The sequence below is a fragment of the Rhizobium etli 8C-3 genome, assembly GCF_001908375.1.
Classification (GTDB): domain Bacteria; phylum Pseudomonadota; class Alphaproteobacteria; order Rhizobiales; family Rhizobiaceae; genus Rhizobium; species Rhizobium etli_B.
Genome location: NZ_CP017244.1, coordinates 723913 through 741439, shown reverse-complemented (window position 1 = coordinate 741439; position 17527 = coordinate 723913). Strand labels below are relative to the sequence as shown.

The following is a 17527-nucleotide window of genomic DNA, read 5'->3' as shown; positions in this document are numbered from 1 at the left end:
TGCTATTTCCAGTTGCGGGAAAACCCACCTCGGCGGCCTTGCTCATAACGCAAGAAGCACCAGGGTCACAATGAATCGATTAAGCTCTTCCTGCGGACCAACGATGGCATCAGCAGAAGATGCTCCGCTTCGCTACGACCCTCTATCCTCGACAAGAGGGTTCGCGTCGCTGCTTCACCGAGTTCCCTGCCCGACTGGTCGATGCTTGCCAGATTGACCAGGCTGAGAGCTGCGGTCGTCGAATTGTCATAGCCAACGACCGCCAGGTCTTCAGGTATCCGCACGCCCATTTCCGCCGCCGTGCTCAAAAGCGTGATCGCATCAAGATCGCTCCAGCAGAAGACGGCGCGGGGCCTATCGCTTCGCGCCAAAAACACCCGCATTGCCTCTTCGCGCTTCGGAGAATGGACCGGAATGTGGCTGATCGGTGCTGAGGAGCTCAGTCCGGACCGAAGCATGGCGCGCCGGTATCCGATTTCACGCTGACGCACTACGGAGACCTTGTGACCTTCGCGAGCTCCCAGGCTGAGCATCTCGATGTCGCGATAACCACATTTCAGCAATGCCTCTACCGCTATCTCAGCCCCTTGCTGGTCATCGGTGTTGACCGTGTCGAAGGTCTTTGCTTTCCCATCATGATAGCCAACAGCCACAATCGGAACTTGACCCGCAAATTCTGCGATGATTTCAGTCGGCAGGCGGGGAGCCACGAGGATGAGTCCATCCATCTTATAGTCGATCATGGATTCGATGAGAGAGGTCTCCAGTTGCATGCGGCCTTCGCCGACCCCGATCATTGCCTGGTAATGCGATGGTGCCAGAACGCCATTCACGCCGTCGATGACTTCGGGCAGGAAGGGGTTGCGTATGTCGACAAGGAGCAATCCGATCGTAAACGAACGACCGCGCAGGCCGCGTGCGGTTCTTGACGGTCGATAACCCAGTTCTTCAATCGATCTGGTCACCCTGGCGCGCAGGCTCTCGCTCACACCATACGCATTTCGCATGACCTTCGAAACCGCCGCAACGGATACGCCTGCATGCGCAGCGACCGTCCGTATCGTCACACGATCCCGCTTTGCAGGCTTCGACTTCTCTCTGATCGGCATGAAATCCTCAGATTAGATCTGCAGGCCCTGGAGCCTCACCAAATCACCATGGCAGACCAGTCGCAAAATATCTATTGCGCTTTTGTAGAAAATGTAGAACGTTATACGAAGAACGTTCTACACTAATGTGGGGAATCTGATGAATTTTCACCCGATGGCGGCCAGCGAAAATCTGGTTTCACGAGCCTGGACCAGCGATATGATCGCGCCGCTGTCGGATCGCGGTCAGGGAACGGCCGCAAGTTTTGTCGCCAAGACGTTCAACTGCGAGGGCGTCGTGACGCCTGCCGAACTCTTCATTTCGGCGCTCGGCCTCTATCGCTGCTTCATCAATGGCAAACGGGTGGGCAATGATCTGCTGACACCCGGCTGGACAAGCTACGATCATCGCCTGGCCTATCAGCACTACGACGTCTCGGACCTCATCAGGCCTGGCCAGAACCGTATCGAGATCTGGCTTGCGGACGGGTGGTACAGGTCTCCGCTCATGTGGGGTCAAAAGGCCATTCCCAATTGCTGGGGTCAGCAAACGGCAGCCATTGCAGAGCTGGTCGGGCCAAATGGCGTTGTTGTCTCAACCGATACCACCTGGCAGAGCGGGCTGCTGCCGATACGCAAATCCGGCATCTATTTCGGCGAGATCTATGATGCACGCGAAGAAAGCCTTGCCGATACGCACGGCACCGCGAGGCTTCCATTCGACAAGGCCTTGCTCGTTGCGCACGAAACGGCGCCGGTCCGTGAATTGCCGCCGATCAGTCCGATTGATAGCTGGACAGACGCGCAAGGGCGGATGATCTACGACTTCGGCCAGAACATCGGCGGTTATGTGCGCTATACGGTCCGCGGGACAGCGGGCGCCGAAATCCGCGTCGAACATTCCGAAGTCTTGGGGCCCGGCGGGTACTTCGACAACCGCAACTATCGAACCGCGCAAGCCCATACGATCTATACGCTGGGCGCAGGCGGCGAGAAGACCTACGCGCCACATTTCAGCTTTCAAGGCTTCCGCTATGCCAGGGTGACGGTTACGGGCGAGGCACGTATCTTGGCGATCTCGTCGATTCCGATCTCCTCCGTTCCCAATCTGAGCGGCGGCTTCCAGTCGGGCAACGCACTCGTCAACCGGCTTGTCCAGAACACCATCTGGTCACAGCGCGCCAATTTCATCGAGGTCCCGACCGATTGCCCCCAGCGCGACGAACGCCTCGGCTGGACAGGCGACGCTCAGGTGTTTGCTGCAACGGCGTGCTGGCTGACGGACTGCCAGACCTTCTTCCGGAAATACCTGCGCGACGTCATGGCCGATCAGCGTGAGGATGGTGCCATTTCCCACTTTTCGCCCGACCCGACACGCCTGCATCCGAGGAATTTTCCCGGATATGCCGGTTCGACTGGCTGGGGCGACGCCATCGTCGTGATCCCCTGGGTTCTTTACACGCATTACGGGGATCGGGCAGTTCTTTGCGAATGCCTGGACTCAATGGTGCGCTGGGTCGACTTCGTCTGGTCGATATCGAATGGCCCGATCGTGCGCCCGCCGTCCCACTGGGGCGAACGCGGCTTCACATTTGGGGACTGGCTGCAGCCGACCGGCGACAACCGCAAGCCACGCCCGACAGTTGCCGACGATTGCTCTGCGACACTTTATCACTTCATCTCCACCGACTTGCTGGCAAAGATCGCAGGGGTCCTCGGCAACCAGGCTCTGGAAGCGCGTATGCAGAGACGTGCTGAAGACATTCGACGCGCCTTTGCGCACGAGTTCGTCGCACCATCCGGACGCATTGCACATAACGACCAGACGTCTTACGCGCTGGCATTCCTGTACGACCTGATCCCGGCTGCGCACCATGAGGCTGCCAAGCAACATTTCAGACAGGTGATCATCGATGCCGACTACAAGATCGGCACGGGTTTCATAGGCACGCCCGCCCTGCTGCCGGCTTTGACAAAGCTCGGAATGGACGACCTTGCCGAAAAGGTGTTCCTGCAGGAGGAAGTTCCGGGCTGGCTCTATCAGGTGTCCAGGGGCGCAACCACGATCTGGGAGCGCTGGGATTCAATGGCGCCGGACGGCACCATCTACGAGCCTGACATGAACAGCTACAACCACTATGCCTATGGTGCCGTGTGCCAATGGCTGTTTGAGAGCGTCGCGGGCATCTCGCCGAGCCCACGCGCACCTGGATTTTCCGAGGTCATCATCGATCCGGCGCCGATTGCCGCGCTCTCGCCCGTCACCGCCTATCATGACGTGCGTCAAGGCCGCATTGAAGCTCAATGGGAGTGCAGCGGCAACAGGGTCACCTATAAAGTGAGGCTTCCAGAAGGCTGTGTCGGTCGATTCCGAGCCGGACGCCGGCATCTGAACCCGCTGCTTGACGACAAGCCCGTCACGGGGGAGGCCGTCCTTGGAGCGGGGACACATGAGCTGATCTTTTCTCTTCCCCATCCTTGAGGAGGATGCCTGCCACCGTCAAACCGTTCGAGGAGGAACGTCATGACACACCGCATCAAAGTCATTCTTGCCGGTGCCACGGCACTCATAGCACTGGCTGCCGCAGGCCCGTCGCATGCAGAATCGACGCTCTTGTTCCTGATCGACAACAGCCCCGACACCGTCGCAGCCGCCGAGGCGCTGGTTGCAGCTTACGAGAAGATCGCGCCGGATGTAACGATCGAAATCGAGCAGCGGCCGGGTGGTGGCGAGGGCGACAACATCGTCAAGACGCGGCTGGCGACAGGCGAGATGTCGGATGTCTTTTTATACAATTCCGGCTGGCTGATGCAGGCGCTGAAACCAGCACAGACGTTGGCCGACCTTGGTGATCTTTCATCGCAGGCAAAAGTAGACGAGAGCTTCAAGGCCGTGGTCCGCGCTGACGGCAAGCTATACGGCGTTCCCTTCGGTACGGCGATGGCTGGCGGGATCCTCTACAACAGAAAAATCTATCAGGACCTCGCCTTGCCAGTCCCGAAGAGATGGGCCGAGTTCATGGCCAACAACGAAAAGGTGAAGGCGGCCGGCAAAGTCGCTGTTGCCAGACCTATCGTGACACCTGGACCTCCCAGCTCTTCGTTCTGGCGGATTACTACAACCTGCATCAGGCCGCACCGAACTTCGCAACCGATTATACGGCCAACAAGGCCAAATACGCCACAACGCCTGCGGCCATGAAAGGTTTCGAGCGCCTGAAGGAGGTTCACGACGCCGGCCTGATGAACGAGGATTTCGGCGCGGCAAGCTATGACGAGGGCCTCAGGATGGTGGCGACAGGCGAAGCGGCCCATTACCCAATGCTCACCTTTGCGGTTGGCGCTTTGAAACAGAATTATCCGGAAAATCTGGAGGGTGTCGGCTTCTTCGCGCAGCCGGGGGACGATGCGGCCAAGAACGGTCTGACGGTCTGGATGCCACCTGCCCTTTATGTCCCGCTCGCAAGCAAGAATGCGGATGAAGCCCGCAAATTTGTGGATTTCGCCGGAAGCGTCGAAGGCTGCAGGATCATGGTTGAAACCAACACTGCCCAAGGTCCCTCCCTCGTCGACGGATGTGCGTTGCCGGCCGACGTCCCGCCCGCGGTGAAGGACATGCTGCCTTATTTCGCGGCAAAGGCGACTACGCCGGCGCTGGAATTCGTATCGCCGATCAAGGGACCGGCCCTTGAACAGATCACCGTCGAGGTCGGGTCCGGCATCCGCCAGCCAGCCGAGGCAGCCGCCCTTTATGACGACGACGTGCGCAAGCAAGCAAAGCAGCTCGGTCTACCCAACTGGTAGAGGCCCTTCCCGAAAGCCTCGCCTTCACAGGCGAGGCCCAAGAGGTAAACATGACCGAAACACGCCTCCGCTCACGCAAGTCGCCCTACCCCTTGTGGTTTTTTCTTCCTGCCGCAGCCGTCTACGGCGTGCTGTTTGTCGTCCCTACGGTGTCTTCTTTCTGGTTCAGCCTCACACGTTGGGATCTTTCGACCGCCGAGTTCACTGGATTGGAGAACTTCCGGCAGTTCTTTTCCGAGCCGTTTCTGATCAAGGCGCTCGTCAACACGCTGATCTATGCCTTAACGACTTCCGGCCTGAAGACGATATGCGGGCTCCTGCTCGCCGTACTGCTTTCCGGCAACATTTTCGCTCGAGGTTTCCTGCGCACGCTCGTTTTCTTTCCAGTTCTGGTATCGGCGATCGGCATCGGCATTACCTTTAGCGTGATGATGCACCCGACCAAGGGCATCATCAACGTCATGCTTGCAACGCTCGCCATTCCCGGACCGGGCTGGCTGACCAATCCCGCACTTGCTCTTTTTTCCGTGGCGCTCGTCGATCTGTGGAAAGGCGTGGGTCTTGCCACCTTGATTTTCATCGCCGGCCTCGCCGCAATCAGCCCCGACTACTACGAGGCTGCGAGAATTGACGGTGCCACACGTTCCCAGCAGTTCTGGCGCATCACCTTACCTCTCGTACGTCCGGCGACGATCACCGTCATTACGCTGTCGTTGATCGGCGGCCTCCGGTCGTTCGATCTCATTTGGGCGATGACGCGTGGTGGGCCGGGATTTTCCTCGGATGTGATCGCATCGGTCATCTACAAGCAGTATCAGGCTGGATTTTACGGTTTGTCGACTGCGGGCAATGTCATCCTGTTTGCCCTGATCGCCACCATCATTCTGCCGCTTACCCTGTGGCTAAACCGACGCGGGGCCGAACAATGAAACAGATGCGGCCCTATGCCAGCGGCGCGATCGCAATTGCCCTGGGCACCGTCATCTTCGTGCTGCCGTTCGTGTTCATTGCGCTCCAGGCGGTCAAGTCGAAATCCGAGGCATCCCGGCTCGACTTCACACTCCCGGAAAAGTGGCTGTTGTGGGACAACCTCGCAGCCGTGTTCAAGGCGCGCGACTATCAGCTCGTGCTGGCCTATTTCAATTCGACACTGATCACCGTCGTCTCGGTCACCATACTGATACTGTTTTCGGCGATGGTCGGCTATGTCATGCAGCGCCGCAGAACCCGCTGGAATGCCGTTGCCTCTGGTGCGCTCTTCATGGGACTGATGATGCCACCGGCGGTCGTCCCGACGATCGGACTGCTTCAGGATATCGGCCTCTTCAAGACCATTACCGGAATGATCCTGATCCAGGTTGCCTATAATCTCTCGTTCTCGACGCTGCTCTACCGATCGTTCATTTCGACCATTCCGCGCGATCTCGATGAGGCGGCATTGATCGATGGTGCAAGGGCCTGGCAGATATTCTTCCGGGTGATCCTGCCTCTCCTCAAGCCGGTGACGGTGACCAATATTGTCGTGCAGTCGATCGCGATCTTCAACGATTTCACGAACCCGCTCTATTACCTGCCAGGCAAAGAAAACGTCACCGTGCAGCTGACGCTCTATAATTTCCAGAGCATGTACACGAGCCAGTACAACCTGCTGTTCATGAACATCCTGCTCGTCACCGTCCCTCCCCTCATCGTCTTCATCTTCTTCAACAGGCAGATCGTGGCGGGCATGACTGCCGGCGCAGTGAAAGGTTAGTGTCAATGGCCGAGGTCACTCTTACCCGGATTTGCAAGAGCTTTGGCGCCCTTGATGTCATCAAGGGCATCGATCTGGAGGTGCGTTCGGGTGAATTCGTCGTATTTGTCGGGCCGTCTGGATGCGGAAAATCGACCTTGCTGCGCATCATTGCCGGGCTTGAGGAGTCGACGTCCGGCATGCTGACCATAGGCGGCAAGGACGTCACGGACGCCGAACCATCAAAGCGCGGTATCGCCATGGTATTCCAGAGCTACGCGCTTTATCCGCATATGACGGTCGCCGATAATATCGGCTTCGGGCTTTCGCTTGCCCGCCGCCCGAAATCCGAGATCGAGGCCAAGGTCCGCGCAGCAGCCGAGACCTTGCAGCTCACGCATTTGCTCGACCGCAAGCCAAAGGCGCTTTCCGGCGGGCAAAGGCAGCGCGTTGCCATCGGCCGCGCGATCGTCCGTGATCCAAAGGTCTTTTTGTTCGACGAGCCGCTCTCGAACCTCGACGCATCCTTGCGAGCCCAAATGCGGCTTGAGATTGCACAACTTCATGCCCGTCTAAGAGCAACCATGATCTACGTTACCCACGACCAGGTCGAAGCGATGACGATGGCCGACAAGATCGTCGTCTTAAACGGTGGCAGGGTCGAGCAGGTGGGCAGCCCGATGGAACTCTACCGCAAGCCGGCGACGCCCTTCGTCGCCGGCTTTATCGGCAGTCCGAAGATGAACCTCTATGCGGGCGAGATTGCGCAGCGCTTCGGGTGCCAGACATACGGGATCCGACCCGAGCATATTCGACTTTCACAAGCCGGAGGCGAGTGGCAAGGCAGGGTCAGACATATTGAGCGGCTCGGGGCCGATGCCATCCTCTATCTGGATGTTCCAGAAATCGGCGAAATGGTGGTGCGCGCCGAAGGAGAGACCGTATTTGCAACAGGTGCCACCATTTGGGCAAGTCCGGTGGAAGGCGCGGCCCACCTGTTCGGTGCATAGCCGGATCGCCGAGCAGGAATCAGAGAAAACTTGCCTCGAAAAGTTCTCGTGAATAATCGGCATGGGTGACACCTTTTTCCAGATCGGCTTTCGTCAGTTCATCGACGAAAGCACCATCTTTCATGATAAGGACCCTGTCGCACATGTGCGCGATCACTGCGAGATCGTGGCTCACGAGCACGTAGGTCAGCCCATGCTCGTCGCGCTTGTCTGCAAGAAGATTGAGGATCTCGGCCTGTACGGAGACGTCAAGTGCCGAGGTCGGCTCATCGAGCAGCAGGACTGGTGGCGACAGGATAAGAGCCCGCGCAATGGCAACGCGCTGACGCTGGCCCCCCGACAATTCATGGGGAAAGCGGTTGGCAAAGCTGTCGGGCAGTCCCACCTGCCGCAGCGCCTTTTGAACGGCAGACCAACCATCACCCTGCCCCATCGACCGGAGAGGCTCGGCCAGAGCCGTCCCGATGCGATGACGCGGATGAAGCGAACCATAGGGATCCTGAAACACCATTTGAGCGCACTTCAGCTCATTTTTCGACCGGATCTTTCCGATTGCCTTGCCGTCGAGTTCTATTGAACCCGTCCATTTCTGCTCGATACCGGCTAGAGATCGCAGAACCGTCGATTTGCCGCAGCCGGATTCCCCGACGATCCCAAGCGTTTCGCCCTTGGCGACCTCGAAGCCTACCCCTTTTACGACGTGATTGCGCGTTTTGCCCGCACCATAGACAACGTCGAGATTGCTGATCCTGATCATTTCGCCGCCTCTGTTTCCAATGCCTTCCTGTCCAGTACTTTCAGTCTGCGGACGGGATGACGAGGGTCGGGAAGCGCCGCAATCAGGCCACGGGTATAGGGATGGCGGGCGTTATCGAGGCTGGTGAGCGTTTCAACGACGCGACCCGAATACATGACCAGGATCCGCTCGCAGAAGGCTGCGACCATGCGGATATCGTGGCTGATGAGGATGAGGCCGGAATCATTTTCCCGCACCAGTTCGTCGAGCAGGACGAGTACGTCCTTCCTGACACTGACATCGAGCGCCGATGTGGGCTCGTCGGCAATGACCAGCTTCGGCTTGGCAAGCAGCATCATCGCAATCATCACGCGCTGGCCCATTCCACCGGATATCTGATGCGGGTAGAGTCCCATGACGCGCTCTGCATCACTGATCCTGACGCGTTGGAGCATGCTTCTTGCACTCTCCATCGCTTCAGCGCGACCCAGGCCAAGATGAAGCCTTGCCGCCTCCGCCACCTGCCGGCCGATGGTCAGCACCGGATTGAGCGAATAGCGTGGATCTTGCATGATCAGTGCCATCTCCTTGCCGCGCAGTGCACCCATCTGCCGTTCGGTCCTTTCAAGCAGAGGACTGCCGGCAAGGTCGAAACGCTCCGCCGAGATCTCGGCGCTCGGCGAAAGAAGGCGCATGATCGCCCGCCCGGTCGTCGATTTTCCGGAACCGGACTCGCCCACAATTCCCAGCCTTTCCCGCCCCAGGTCGAAGCTGACTTCGCTGACGGCCGGTATTGAACTGCGCCCAAAGCGCACGTTCAAATTCCGCACAGAAAGGATCGTTGAGGTTTCACGATCTTGCATGGCGCGGATCCAGGATATCGCGCAGCGTATCGCCGGCGATGTTGAAGGCGAGGCTCGTGAGCAAGATGGCAATGCCGGGCATGACGGCAACCCACCAGTAATCGAGCATGAACTTGCGTCCGCTTGATATCATCGCGCCCCATTCCGGCGCCGGCGGCTGCGCGCCAAGGCCGAGGAAGCCGAGCGATGCCGCCGTCAAGATGATCCCGGCCATGTTGAGCGTCAGGCGCACGATCACCGACGGGACGCACATCGGTGCAATGTAAAGAAGCAGTATTCTCAAGGAAGAGGCTCCGTAAAGGCGGGCTGCGGCAACGTAGTCGGCGTTGCGCACGACCAGGGCCTCTGCTCGGGCAAGCCGGGCAATCGGCGGCCAGGCCGTCAACGAGATTGCGATGATCGCCGTGTTCAATCCGGCTCCAAGGGCGGCGGCAAATGCAAGGGCCAGGATCAGCGAGGGAAAGGACAGGACGATGTCGGTTGCACGCATCAAGATCGCGTCTGTCCGGCCGCCGAAAAAGCCGGATACGATGCCGATGAGCAATCCCACAGGGCCGACAATTACCGATATCGAGAACACCGTCTGGATGGTGATCCTTGTCCCATAGACTAGACGGCTGAAGATATCGCGTCCAAACTCATCTGTCCCTGCAAGATGTGCAAGGCTGGGCGGCTGCAGTGCGTCACTCAGCATCTGGACATTTGGATCATAAGGCGCAAACGCCGGGCCAATGACTGCAACGATGCAAAGCACCACGAGGATGAGGAAGCCGCAGAGACCGAGCGGCTCGTCGGCAAGTTTGCGCCCGGCGCGCGCCAGCGAGGCGGCGATGCGGGCGGGAATAGGCGGGCGCCTGATCTCGCTTTGAGAATGGAGCGCGTCGGTCATTGCGTGGCCTCCCGGGTGCGCGGGTCAAGCAGCGCATAGGCAATGTCTGCTACAAAATTGAGGAACATGAAGATGAAGCCAACGATGATTGTTGCGGCCAGGATGGCGTTCATATCGCCGATCATCAACGCATTCGTCATGTATTGACCAATCCCCGGCCATGAGAAGACGATCTCGGTCACGACCGCGCCTTCCAGAAGATTTCCATAGGAAATCGCAAGAACGGTGATCAGCTGCACGGCAATGTTTGGCAGAACATGACCGAGCACCGTATTCGCCGGCCCGACCCCTTTGGCTCGCGCAGCAATGACGTAGTCCTGATTGAGCTGCTCAAGTGTAAAGCTGCGGGTCATGCGGGTGATATATGCCATGGCGGCGTAAGCAAGGATGATGGCCGGCAGAATGATGTGCGAAAGCGCATTCCAGAAAATTTCGGGCTCGCCTTCGAGCAGGCTGTCCACCAGCATCAGACCGGTCCTTGGGGTTACGATACCCTCGTAATAGACATCGACCCTGCCTGGACCGCCCACCCAGTTGAGCCCGGCATAGAAGATTACCAGCCCGACGATACCGAACCAGAAGACCGGTATCGAATGACCGACAAGGGCCACGACCCGCGCCGTCTTGTCGATCCAGCTGTCGCGGAAAAGTGCGGCCGCAAGTCCGAGCGGCACACCTATGAATGTCGATATGATGACCGCCAAAGTGGCAAGCTCAAACGTTGCCGGAAATGCCTGAGCCAGATCCTTCGAAACGGGATTGCCCGTCAGGATTGCCGTTCCGAAATCACCATGCAGCAAGCCCGTCAGATAAATGAAGAACTGCTGATAAAGTGGCAGATCAAGCCCAAGGCGCGCCCGCATCGCCGCGTAGGCGGAAGGGTCGGCAAGCTCGCCGACCACTGCGCCGACGGGATCGGCGGGCATGACGCGGCCGATCACGAAGGTGACGCAAAGCAAGATGAACAGACTGACGATGAGTTGGAGGACGCGCCTTCCAAGCTCACTCGTGGACAATTCCTTCATGATCGGCTGCCTGCGTCGGTTATTCGGTTTCTGCCTTGGTTACGGCTTCAAGTCGCGTCGTCATGTTCGGATGGCCGACATAGTCCTTAACGCGCGCGTTTAGAACGATCGGCTCGTAACGCTCGAAGAGCGGCAGCACAGCCGGTTTGAGGTCAACGAACATCTTTTGCATTTCGACATAAAGCTCGCCGCGCTTCTTGGCATCCGGCTCAAGCGAAGCCTTTGCGGTCAGCTTCGTCAGTTCGGGGATATCCCAGGCCGAGCGCCAGACGAAGTTGCCGGCGTTGTTTGCCTCCCTGGAATTGTCCGGATTGCTGGAAAACTGCTCCATCGAACCGAGAACGTTCGGCATGTAGGAGCCAGTCTGCGGGATCAAGAGGTCGAAATCGCGGGCGCGGTGGGCCGCGATGATCTCCGAACCATTGCCCTGCTGGATATTGACCTTGATGCCGATCTGCGCAAGCGAGGCCTGGATGGCTGTCGCAAGATCGATACGCGGCGTCTGCGCGATCGTCTTCAAAGAAAGCGAAAAGCCGTCCTTGAACCCGGCCTCCGCCAAAAGCGACTTGGCCTTTTCGACATCGAGATGCCAATCAGGGCTCGAAATTGCATATTCGTAGTTCTCCGGAACCGGCACCGTCCGCACCCTGCCGTAAGGCCCCATGATGGTCTTTTCGATGCCGGCATAATCGATGCCGTAGGCGATCGCCTCGCGGACCTTTGGATTAGACAGATATTGATTTCCGGCATTCATGGAAAGCACATAGAACCCGCCGGTCGGTACGCGCTGAATTTCGAATCCCTGCTTGTTTTGAAACGTCGCAAGATCAGATGCGCTCAATGCGCTTGCAATGTCGATGTCGCCGCGCTCAAGCATCAGGCGCTCGACCTGGCTTTCAGGAACATGCCTGATAACGACGCGCCGCATCTTCGGTTCGCCCCCGACATACTCCTTGTTGACGTCCAGAATGACGATCTCGTTGGGTGTCCAGCGATTGAGCGTGAAGGGACCCGAACCGGCAGAATTCGTGCGCAGCCACGCGTTTCCATAGTCGTTGTCCTTGACGTGCTTCAAAACCTCGACGCTGTCGACAACGCTGGTGGTCACCATAGCAAGACGATAGAGAAGCAGTTCCGGCGTAACCTCGCCCGACAGATCAATGCGAACTGTATGTTCGTCGGGTGCCGTCACCAGCTTTTCAATATTGTCGGCATTGTAGCCGACCCGCTTCAGGTTGGCCGCTGCTGCCTGGTTCATCTTGAGAAGACGCGTCAGCGAAAATACGACATCCTTGGATGTCACCGGATTACCGGAGGCAAATGCCGCCTCCCTGAGCTTGAACGTAATGCCTTTATCATCGATCGCCCAGCTTTCTGCCAGTTGCGGAGCGATCTTTCCCTCCGGTGTCGCCAGGACCAGACGGTCATAGAGATTGCACATGATTTCATTGGCCTTGCCCTCCGTCGCCTGCTGCGGATCGAGCGACAACACCTGGGCAAGCGACGTGCCGATGACGAGTTGATCCTTCGGCGTTTCGGCGACGGCGGCAGAAGCAGTCAGCGCCAGAAAACTGATGGCGGCTCCAACGAATAGCCCCTTGCGAAAATGCTTCATTTCAATTCCTCCCTAGTCTACTATAGAAGACATATTATGTCATCGGTATGTCGTATTATGATTTACAGAAGTTCCTGCGGGTTGGCAAGAGCCGCCCATGGGCATTTGCGACAGGCGCTGTGAGGGTTGGGATTTGAAAATGCGACGGAGCCGGGAAAGACTTGCGCAGCAGTTGATCGATCAGATGCGTGCCCAGATCGAATCAGGAAAGCTTAAAGAGGGAGACCAGTTGCCCACCGAGCCGCAGCTGGAGGCGACTTTTGGTGTGAGCCGCACCGTTGTTCGCGAGGCCATCGCCGATCTTCGCTCAGCCGGCTATGTCCGACCCATCCAGGGAAAGGGAGTGTTCGTCAGCAATCCTTCTGCGCAAAAGGCATTTTCGCTAACGCCGATCGAAATCAGGAGCATCCCGGAAACCCTTGAATTACTTGAATTTCGTATGGCCGCGGAGGGAGAGGCGGCCGCAATTGCGGCCTATCGAAGAACAGCTGAACAGGAGGCTGCAATACGTGCAGCCAACCGCAAGATGGCCCAGATGATCGAGGATGGCGCCCCCACGGTCGAAGCAGATTACGAGTTTCATATGGCGATCGCAGCGGCGACGAACAACCGCTTCTATGTCGACGTATTGCGGCATTTTGGCCCTCGGTCCATCCCCAGGGGGCAGTTTCCAACGCTGCCCGAGGCCCATGATCGTGCCTATCTCGAGAAGGTCCACGCAGAACATGTCGAGATCCTTGAGGCCATTGCGGATCAGGAACCCGAGCGGGCGCGGCAGGCCATGCGGGCGCATTTGCTTGCCAGCCAGCGGCGCTACCGGAAGCTGGCCGAACAGCGATAAGCCACTCGACACCTCTCGGAATTCATATTATGTCATATGACATTTCTGAAATTTGGAGAGGATTTCAAAACATGTATGTTGGGACCCAGGTCGCGGTTCGCGACGACGACGATTTGCGTGTTTTCGCGCAGCTCGGGCTGAAGCATATCTGCGCCGACCCGCCCGGACCGCCTGCGAGCTGGTCTCTTGATGATCTCGAACGCCACCGCGACAAGATCGAGAGCTTCGGATTGATCCTTGATATGGTTCAGCTGCCCCTTCCCTCGCGGCCGATCGAGAAGGCCTCTTATCCAGATATTCTGCTTGCCGGTCCCCAACGTGATCGTCAGATCGATGCCGTCTGCAGACTGATCGAGGATATTGCCGCGGCAGGCATTCCAGCGGCAAAATATAACCTCAATCTGATCGGCATCCCCCGCACGCCGATGGAGCCGGGCCGCGGCGGCTCGATGAACGAGGCCTTTCGCTGGGAAAAAGCCGATCAGGGAGCAGCGCCCGGTCTTGCCGGGACGCTTTCCGAGGACGAGAACTGGGAAAGAATCGATTATTTCCTCCAGCGTGTCGTGCCGGTTGCCGAAAGCAATCGCGTGCGGCTCGCCTGCCATCCGCATGATCCCTACACGCCCCCCGGCTATCGCGGCGTCACCCGCGTCCTTGGGACTGTCGACGGCCTGAAGAAGTTCGTGACCATGCACGAAAGTCCCTATCACGGACTGAATTTCTGCCAGGGGTCGATCGGCGAGATGCTCGAGAATCCGCGCGAAGAAATCGACGAGGTCATCCGCTGGTTCGGAACGCGCGGAAAAATCTTCAATGTTCACTTCCGCAACATCAAGGGCGGAAAACTGTCCTTCATGGAAACCTTCCCCGACGAGGGCGACATGGACATGGTCCGCTCTGCACGGATCTACAAGGAGGTTGGCTACAAGTACATGCTGATGCCCGATCACGTCCCGACGATCAGCGGCAGGGATCCTTCCGGCGTGGCCTTTGCCTTTTGCTACGGCTACATCGCAGCGCTCGTCGAAGCGCTTGAGACGGCCTCAATCTAAGCCGATCCCGCATTCCCTTCACCTATGAACATCAAACAGGAATGAACAATGGATCCAATAGAACTCAAGCGAGCGGTGGGCAGCGGGCTCCTCTCCTTCCCGGTCACGCATTTCGATCAAGAACTCAAATTCGACGAGGATTCATATCGCAAACACATCGAATGGTTGGCCGGCTACGACGCGGCCGCTTTATTCGCCGCGGGCGGCACCGGGGAGTTCTTTTCGCTCAATCCGCAGGAAATTCCTTGCGTCGTGGCGGCGGCAAAAGGATCGGCCGGGAAAACACCGATCATCTGCGGCGCCGGATACGGCACCTCGCTTGCAATCGACATCGCCAAATCCGCCGAGAAGGCCGGCGCAGACGGTCTATTGCTTTTGCCGCCCTATCTGATGTTCAGCGAACAAGCCGGCCTCATCGACCATGTGAAGGCCATCTGCAAGTCGGTCGGCATCGGCGTCATCGTCTATAACCGTGACAATGCCGTCTTGACGGCCGACAGCATTGCAAGGCTTTGCGATGAGTGCCCGAACCTGATCGGCTTTAAAGACGGCGTAGGTGATGTCGACAAGGTGATCGAGATTACCACCAAGCTTCAGGACCGTCTGGTCTATGTCGGCGGCATGCCGACGCATGAGGTGTATGCGCAGGCCTATTTTGCAGCCGGCGTCACCACCTACTCCTCGGCGGTCTTCAACTTCATACCGGCGCTTGCCCAGCGTTTCTATCAGGCGCTTCGCTCAGGCAATCAGCCTGTCGTTGACGAAATCCTGAAGACTTTCTTCTTTCCCTTTGTGGCCTTGCGCAATCGCAAGAAGGGTTACGCTGTCTCGATCATCAAGGCCGGGCTGCGGGTGCGTGACCGGGACCCCGGCCCCGTCCGTCCGCCGCTTATCGATCTCAACCCGGAAGAAACGGCGCTGCTTGAGCATATCGTTCAGGCAAACGAAATTGAAAAAATCGCAGCGGAGTGAAGAGGCGGCAGGGCCACACGGTGCCCTCCCAGCCGTCCTGAACCACCTCTTCAAGAACGGCCGCGCGGCATGGTTGGATCCGCGCGGCCGTCTGCTGACCAGGCATTTCCCAACGGCCAGATCAGCCGACGGGCGGCGGGATTTCGCTCTGGCCGCCGTCATGGCTTCAGCCGAGGGCTGTGAGCCTCTGTCGCCTGAGACGTTGTCATCTCCTCGGCACGCGCGGCCCCTCGCCTTAAGGTTGGGCGTTACATTGAGGAGCCAGAAAATTCCACCAGCCCGCCTTTGTGGAGGCGCGAAAAAGCCGCGCCCTCGTCAGAGCGCGGCGACTTGTCGCTGAAAGCTCAGGCGTTATTCGGCAGCCTGAAGTGAGGGGACGGTCACGTCACCAATTTCCGGCAGGTCACCGGCCATTGCTGCAGCAAACTTTGTCTGATCCAGTTCGTTCTCCCAGCGAGCGACGACAACGGTGGCGACTGCGTTTCCGACGAAATTCGTCAACGCGCGGCATTCCGACATGAAGCGGTCGATGCCGAGGATGAGCGCCATGCCGGCGACGGGAACCGACGGAACGACCGAGAGCGTGGCAGCGAGCGTGATGAAGCCCGCGCCGGTGATGCCTGCAGCACCCTTTGAGCTCAGCATTGCTACCAGCAAAAGCAGGATCTGGTCAGCGAAGGACAGCGGCGTGTCCGTCGCCTGTGCGATGAACAAGGCTGCCAGCGTCATGTAGATGTTGGTGCCGTCGAGATTGAAGGAATAGCCGGTCGGGATCACAAGGCCTACGACGGAGCGCTTGCAGCCGGCTTGTTCCATCTTCGCCATGAGACCGGGAAGGGCTGCTTCCGACGACGACGTACCCAGGACAAGCAGCAGTTCCTCCTTGATGTAGCGGATCAGCGCCAGGATCGAGAAGCCGTTGTAGCGGGCAACGCCGCCAAGCACGATCAAGACGAAAAGCAGTGACGTCAGATAGAAGGTGCCGATGAGCATGGCAAGATTGGCGATCGAACCGATGCCGTATTTGCCGATCGTAAAAGCCATCGCACCAAAGGCTCCGATGGGGGCCGCCTTCATCAGGATCGCAACGAGGCGGAAGATCGGCGTCGTCAAAGCCTGCAGGAAATCCACCACTGGCCGGCCGCGGTCGCCGACCATGGCAAGCGCAATACCGAACAGCACCGAGAAGAACAGCACCTGCAGGATGTCGCCGTCGGCGAAAGCACCGACGATGGTCGTCGGGATGATATTCATCAAGAAGCCAGTGATGGTCGAGTCGTGGGCCTTTTCGGCATAGGTCGCCACCGCCTTGGCGTCGAGCGTGGCCGGATCGATATGCATGCCCGCACCCGGCTGGATGACGTTGGAAACGACAAGACCGACGGCAAGTGCGAGCGTCGAAAAGACGAGGAAGTAGATCATCGCCTTGCCGGCGACGCGCCCGACCTTGTGCAGATCGGACATCCCGGCGATGCCGGTTGCCACCGTCAGGAAAATGACCGGCGCGATGATCATCTTGACGAGCCTGATAAAGGCATCGCCCAGCGGTTTCAGCGCCGTGCCGAGTTCGGGGTAGAAGTGCCCGAGAAGAATGCCTGCACAGATCGCGAAAACGACCTGCACATAGAGATGCCGGTAGAATGGAACTTTGCCGCGCGCCGGCGAGGCTGGAATTGCTACACCCATAGTGTCCTCCATAAAGCCCCAAACCGAAAAACGGCCTCCCGGGGCGGATGATGCGGATATCTGGTAATTCAACAGCCACCCGGCTGTTTGCAGACACATTGCAACGGCCATGCCAGTTTGCTTCCACGCCCCTAAACCCCTGTTTTTTCGTATGTTTTCGACAATCCGATCGGGAAAGCGAATTCAGCTGGGCGCCTTTTCGCACAAAATGATT

14 protein-coding genes and 1 pseudogene are annotated in these 17527 nt (G+C 58.4%); 8 read left to right on the top strand and 7 right to left on the bottom strand.

All coding sequences use genetic code 11. The features are described from left to right. Positions 1 to 65: 65 nt before the first annotated feature. Positions 66 to 1109, bottom strand: a complete 1044-nt coding sequence (locus AM571_RS28500) for a LacI family DNA-binding transcriptional regulator (RefSeq protein ID WP_074064351.1) — start codon at positions 1107 to 1109, stop codon at positions 66 to 68. A 139-nt stretch (positions 1110 to 1248) separates the two neighbouring features. Between AM571_RS28500 and AM571_RS28495 the strand changes: the two genes are divergently transcribed. The 5 genes and pseudogenes from AM571_RS28495 (at position 1249) to AM571_RS28475 (ending at position 7634) form a co-directional block, all read left to right on the top strand. Continuing rightward, on the top strand, positions 1249 to 3570 hold the full coding sequence (locus AM571_RS28495) for an alpha-L-rhamnosidase (protein WP_074064350.1): 2322 nt from the start codon (positions 1249 to 1251) through the stop codon (positions 3568 to 3570). A 42-nt stretch (positions 3571 to 3612) separates the two neighbouring features. After that, positions 3613 to 4892: pseudogene (locus AM571_RS28490) on the top strand (ABC transporter substrate-binding protein). A 50-nt stretch (positions 4893 to 4942) separates the two neighbouring features. Further along, positions 4943 to 5821 carry a carbohydrate ABC transporter permease gene (locus AM571_RS28485; RefSeq protein WP_074064349.1) on the top strand — a complete coding sequence of 293 codons (879 nt, stop codon included), beginning with the start codon at positions 4943 to 4945 and terminating at the stop codon, positions 5819 to 5821. Further along, on the top strand, positions 5818 to 6645 hold the full coding sequence (locus AM571_RS28480; protein ID WP_074064348.1) for a carbohydrate ABC transporter permease: 828 nt from the start codon (positions 5818 to 5820) through the stop codon (positions 6643 to 6645). The genes AM571_RS28485 and AM571_RS28480 overlap by 4 nt, the downstream gene beginning before the upstream one ends. A gap of 5 nt (positions 6646 to 6650) precedes the next feature. After that, positions 6651 to 7634, top strand: coding sequence for an ABC transporter ATP-binding protein (locus AM571_RS28475; RefSeq protein WP_074064347.1), 984 nt, complete (start codon positions 6651 to 6653; stop codon positions 7632 to 7634). 19 nt (positions 7635 to 7653) lie between these two features. Here the strand turns inward: AM571_RS28475 and AM571_RS28470 are convergent, their stop codons facing one another. From AM571_RS28470 to AM571_RS28450, 5 genes are read right to left on the bottom strand one after another with little or no spacing between them, the layout of a single operon-like run. Next, a complete protein-coding gene (locus AM571_RS28470; RefSeq protein ID WP_074064346.1) occupies positions 7654 to 8391 on the bottom strand; it encodes an ABC transporter ATP-binding protein in 738 nt (245 codons plus the stop codon). Continuing rightward, positions 8388 to 9233 carry an ABC transporter ATP-binding protein gene (locus AM571_RS28465; protein WP_074064345.1) on the bottom strand — a complete coding sequence of 282 codons (846 nt, stop codon included), beginning with the start codon at positions 9231 to 9233 and terminating at the stop codon, positions 8388 to 8390. Before AM571_RS28465 ends, AM571_RS28470 begins: the two co-directional genes overlap by 4 nt. Next, the gene (locus AM571_RS28460; protein ID WP_074064344.1) at positions 9220 to 10122 is read right to left on the bottom strand and encodes an ABC transporter permease; all 903 of its coding nucleotides are present in this window, start codon (positions 10120 to 10122) and stop codon (positions 9220 to 9222) included. Before AM571_RS28460 ends, AM571_RS28465 begins: the two co-directional genes overlap by 14 nt. Then, positions 10119 to 11147 carry an ABC transporter permease gene (locus AM571_RS28455; RefSeq protein ID WP_074064343.1) on the bottom strand — a complete coding sequence of 343 codons (1029 nt, stop codon included), beginning with the start codon at positions 11145 to 11147 and terminating at the stop codon, positions 10119 to 10121. The genes AM571_RS28460 and AM571_RS28455 overlap by 4 nt, the downstream gene beginning before the upstream one ends. A 19-nt stretch (positions 11148 to 11166) precedes the next feature. Beyond that, on the bottom strand, positions 11167 to 12762 hold the full coding sequence (locus AM571_RS28450; RefSeq protein ID WP_074064342.1) for an ABC transporter substrate-binding protein: 1596 nt from the start codon (positions 12760 to 12762) through the stop codon (positions 11167 to 11169). A 139-nt stretch (positions 12763 to 12901) separates the two neighbouring features. Between AM571_RS28450 and AM571_RS28445 the strand changes: the two genes are divergently transcribed. From AM571_RS28445 to kdgD, 3 genes are all read left to right on the top strand, one after another. Beyond that, entirely contained in the window at positions 12902 to 13603 is a 702-nt protein-coding gene (locus AM571_RS28445; RefSeq protein WP_074065629.1) for a FadR/GntR family transcriptional regulator, read from the top strand. Between the two features lie 71 nt (positions 13604 to 13674). Next, positions 13675 to 14655 carry a mannonate dehydratase gene (locus AM571_RS28440; RefSeq protein WP_074064341.1) on the top strand — a complete coding sequence of 327 codons (981 nt, stop codon included), beginning with the start codon at positions 13675 to 13677 and terminating at the stop codon, positions 14653 to 14655. A gap of 48 nt (positions 14656 to 14703) precedes the next feature. After that, a complete protein-coding gene (gene kdgD, locus AM571_RS28435; RefSeq protein WP_074064340.1) occupies positions 14704 to 15627 on the top strand; it encodes a 5-dehydro-4-deoxyglucarate dehydratase in 924 nt (307 codons plus the stop codon). A gap of 351 nt (positions 15628 to 15978) precedes the next feature. On the opposite strand, the gene AM571_RS28430 is transcribed toward kdgD, so the two are convergent. Beyond that, on the bottom strand, positions 15979 to 17313 hold the full coding sequence (locus AM571_RS28430) for a dicarboxylate/amino acid:cation symporter (protein WP_074064339.1): 1335 nt from the start codon (positions 17311 to 17313) through the stop codon (positions 15979 to 15981). Between the last annotated feature and the right edge of the window lie 214 nt (positions 17314 to 17527).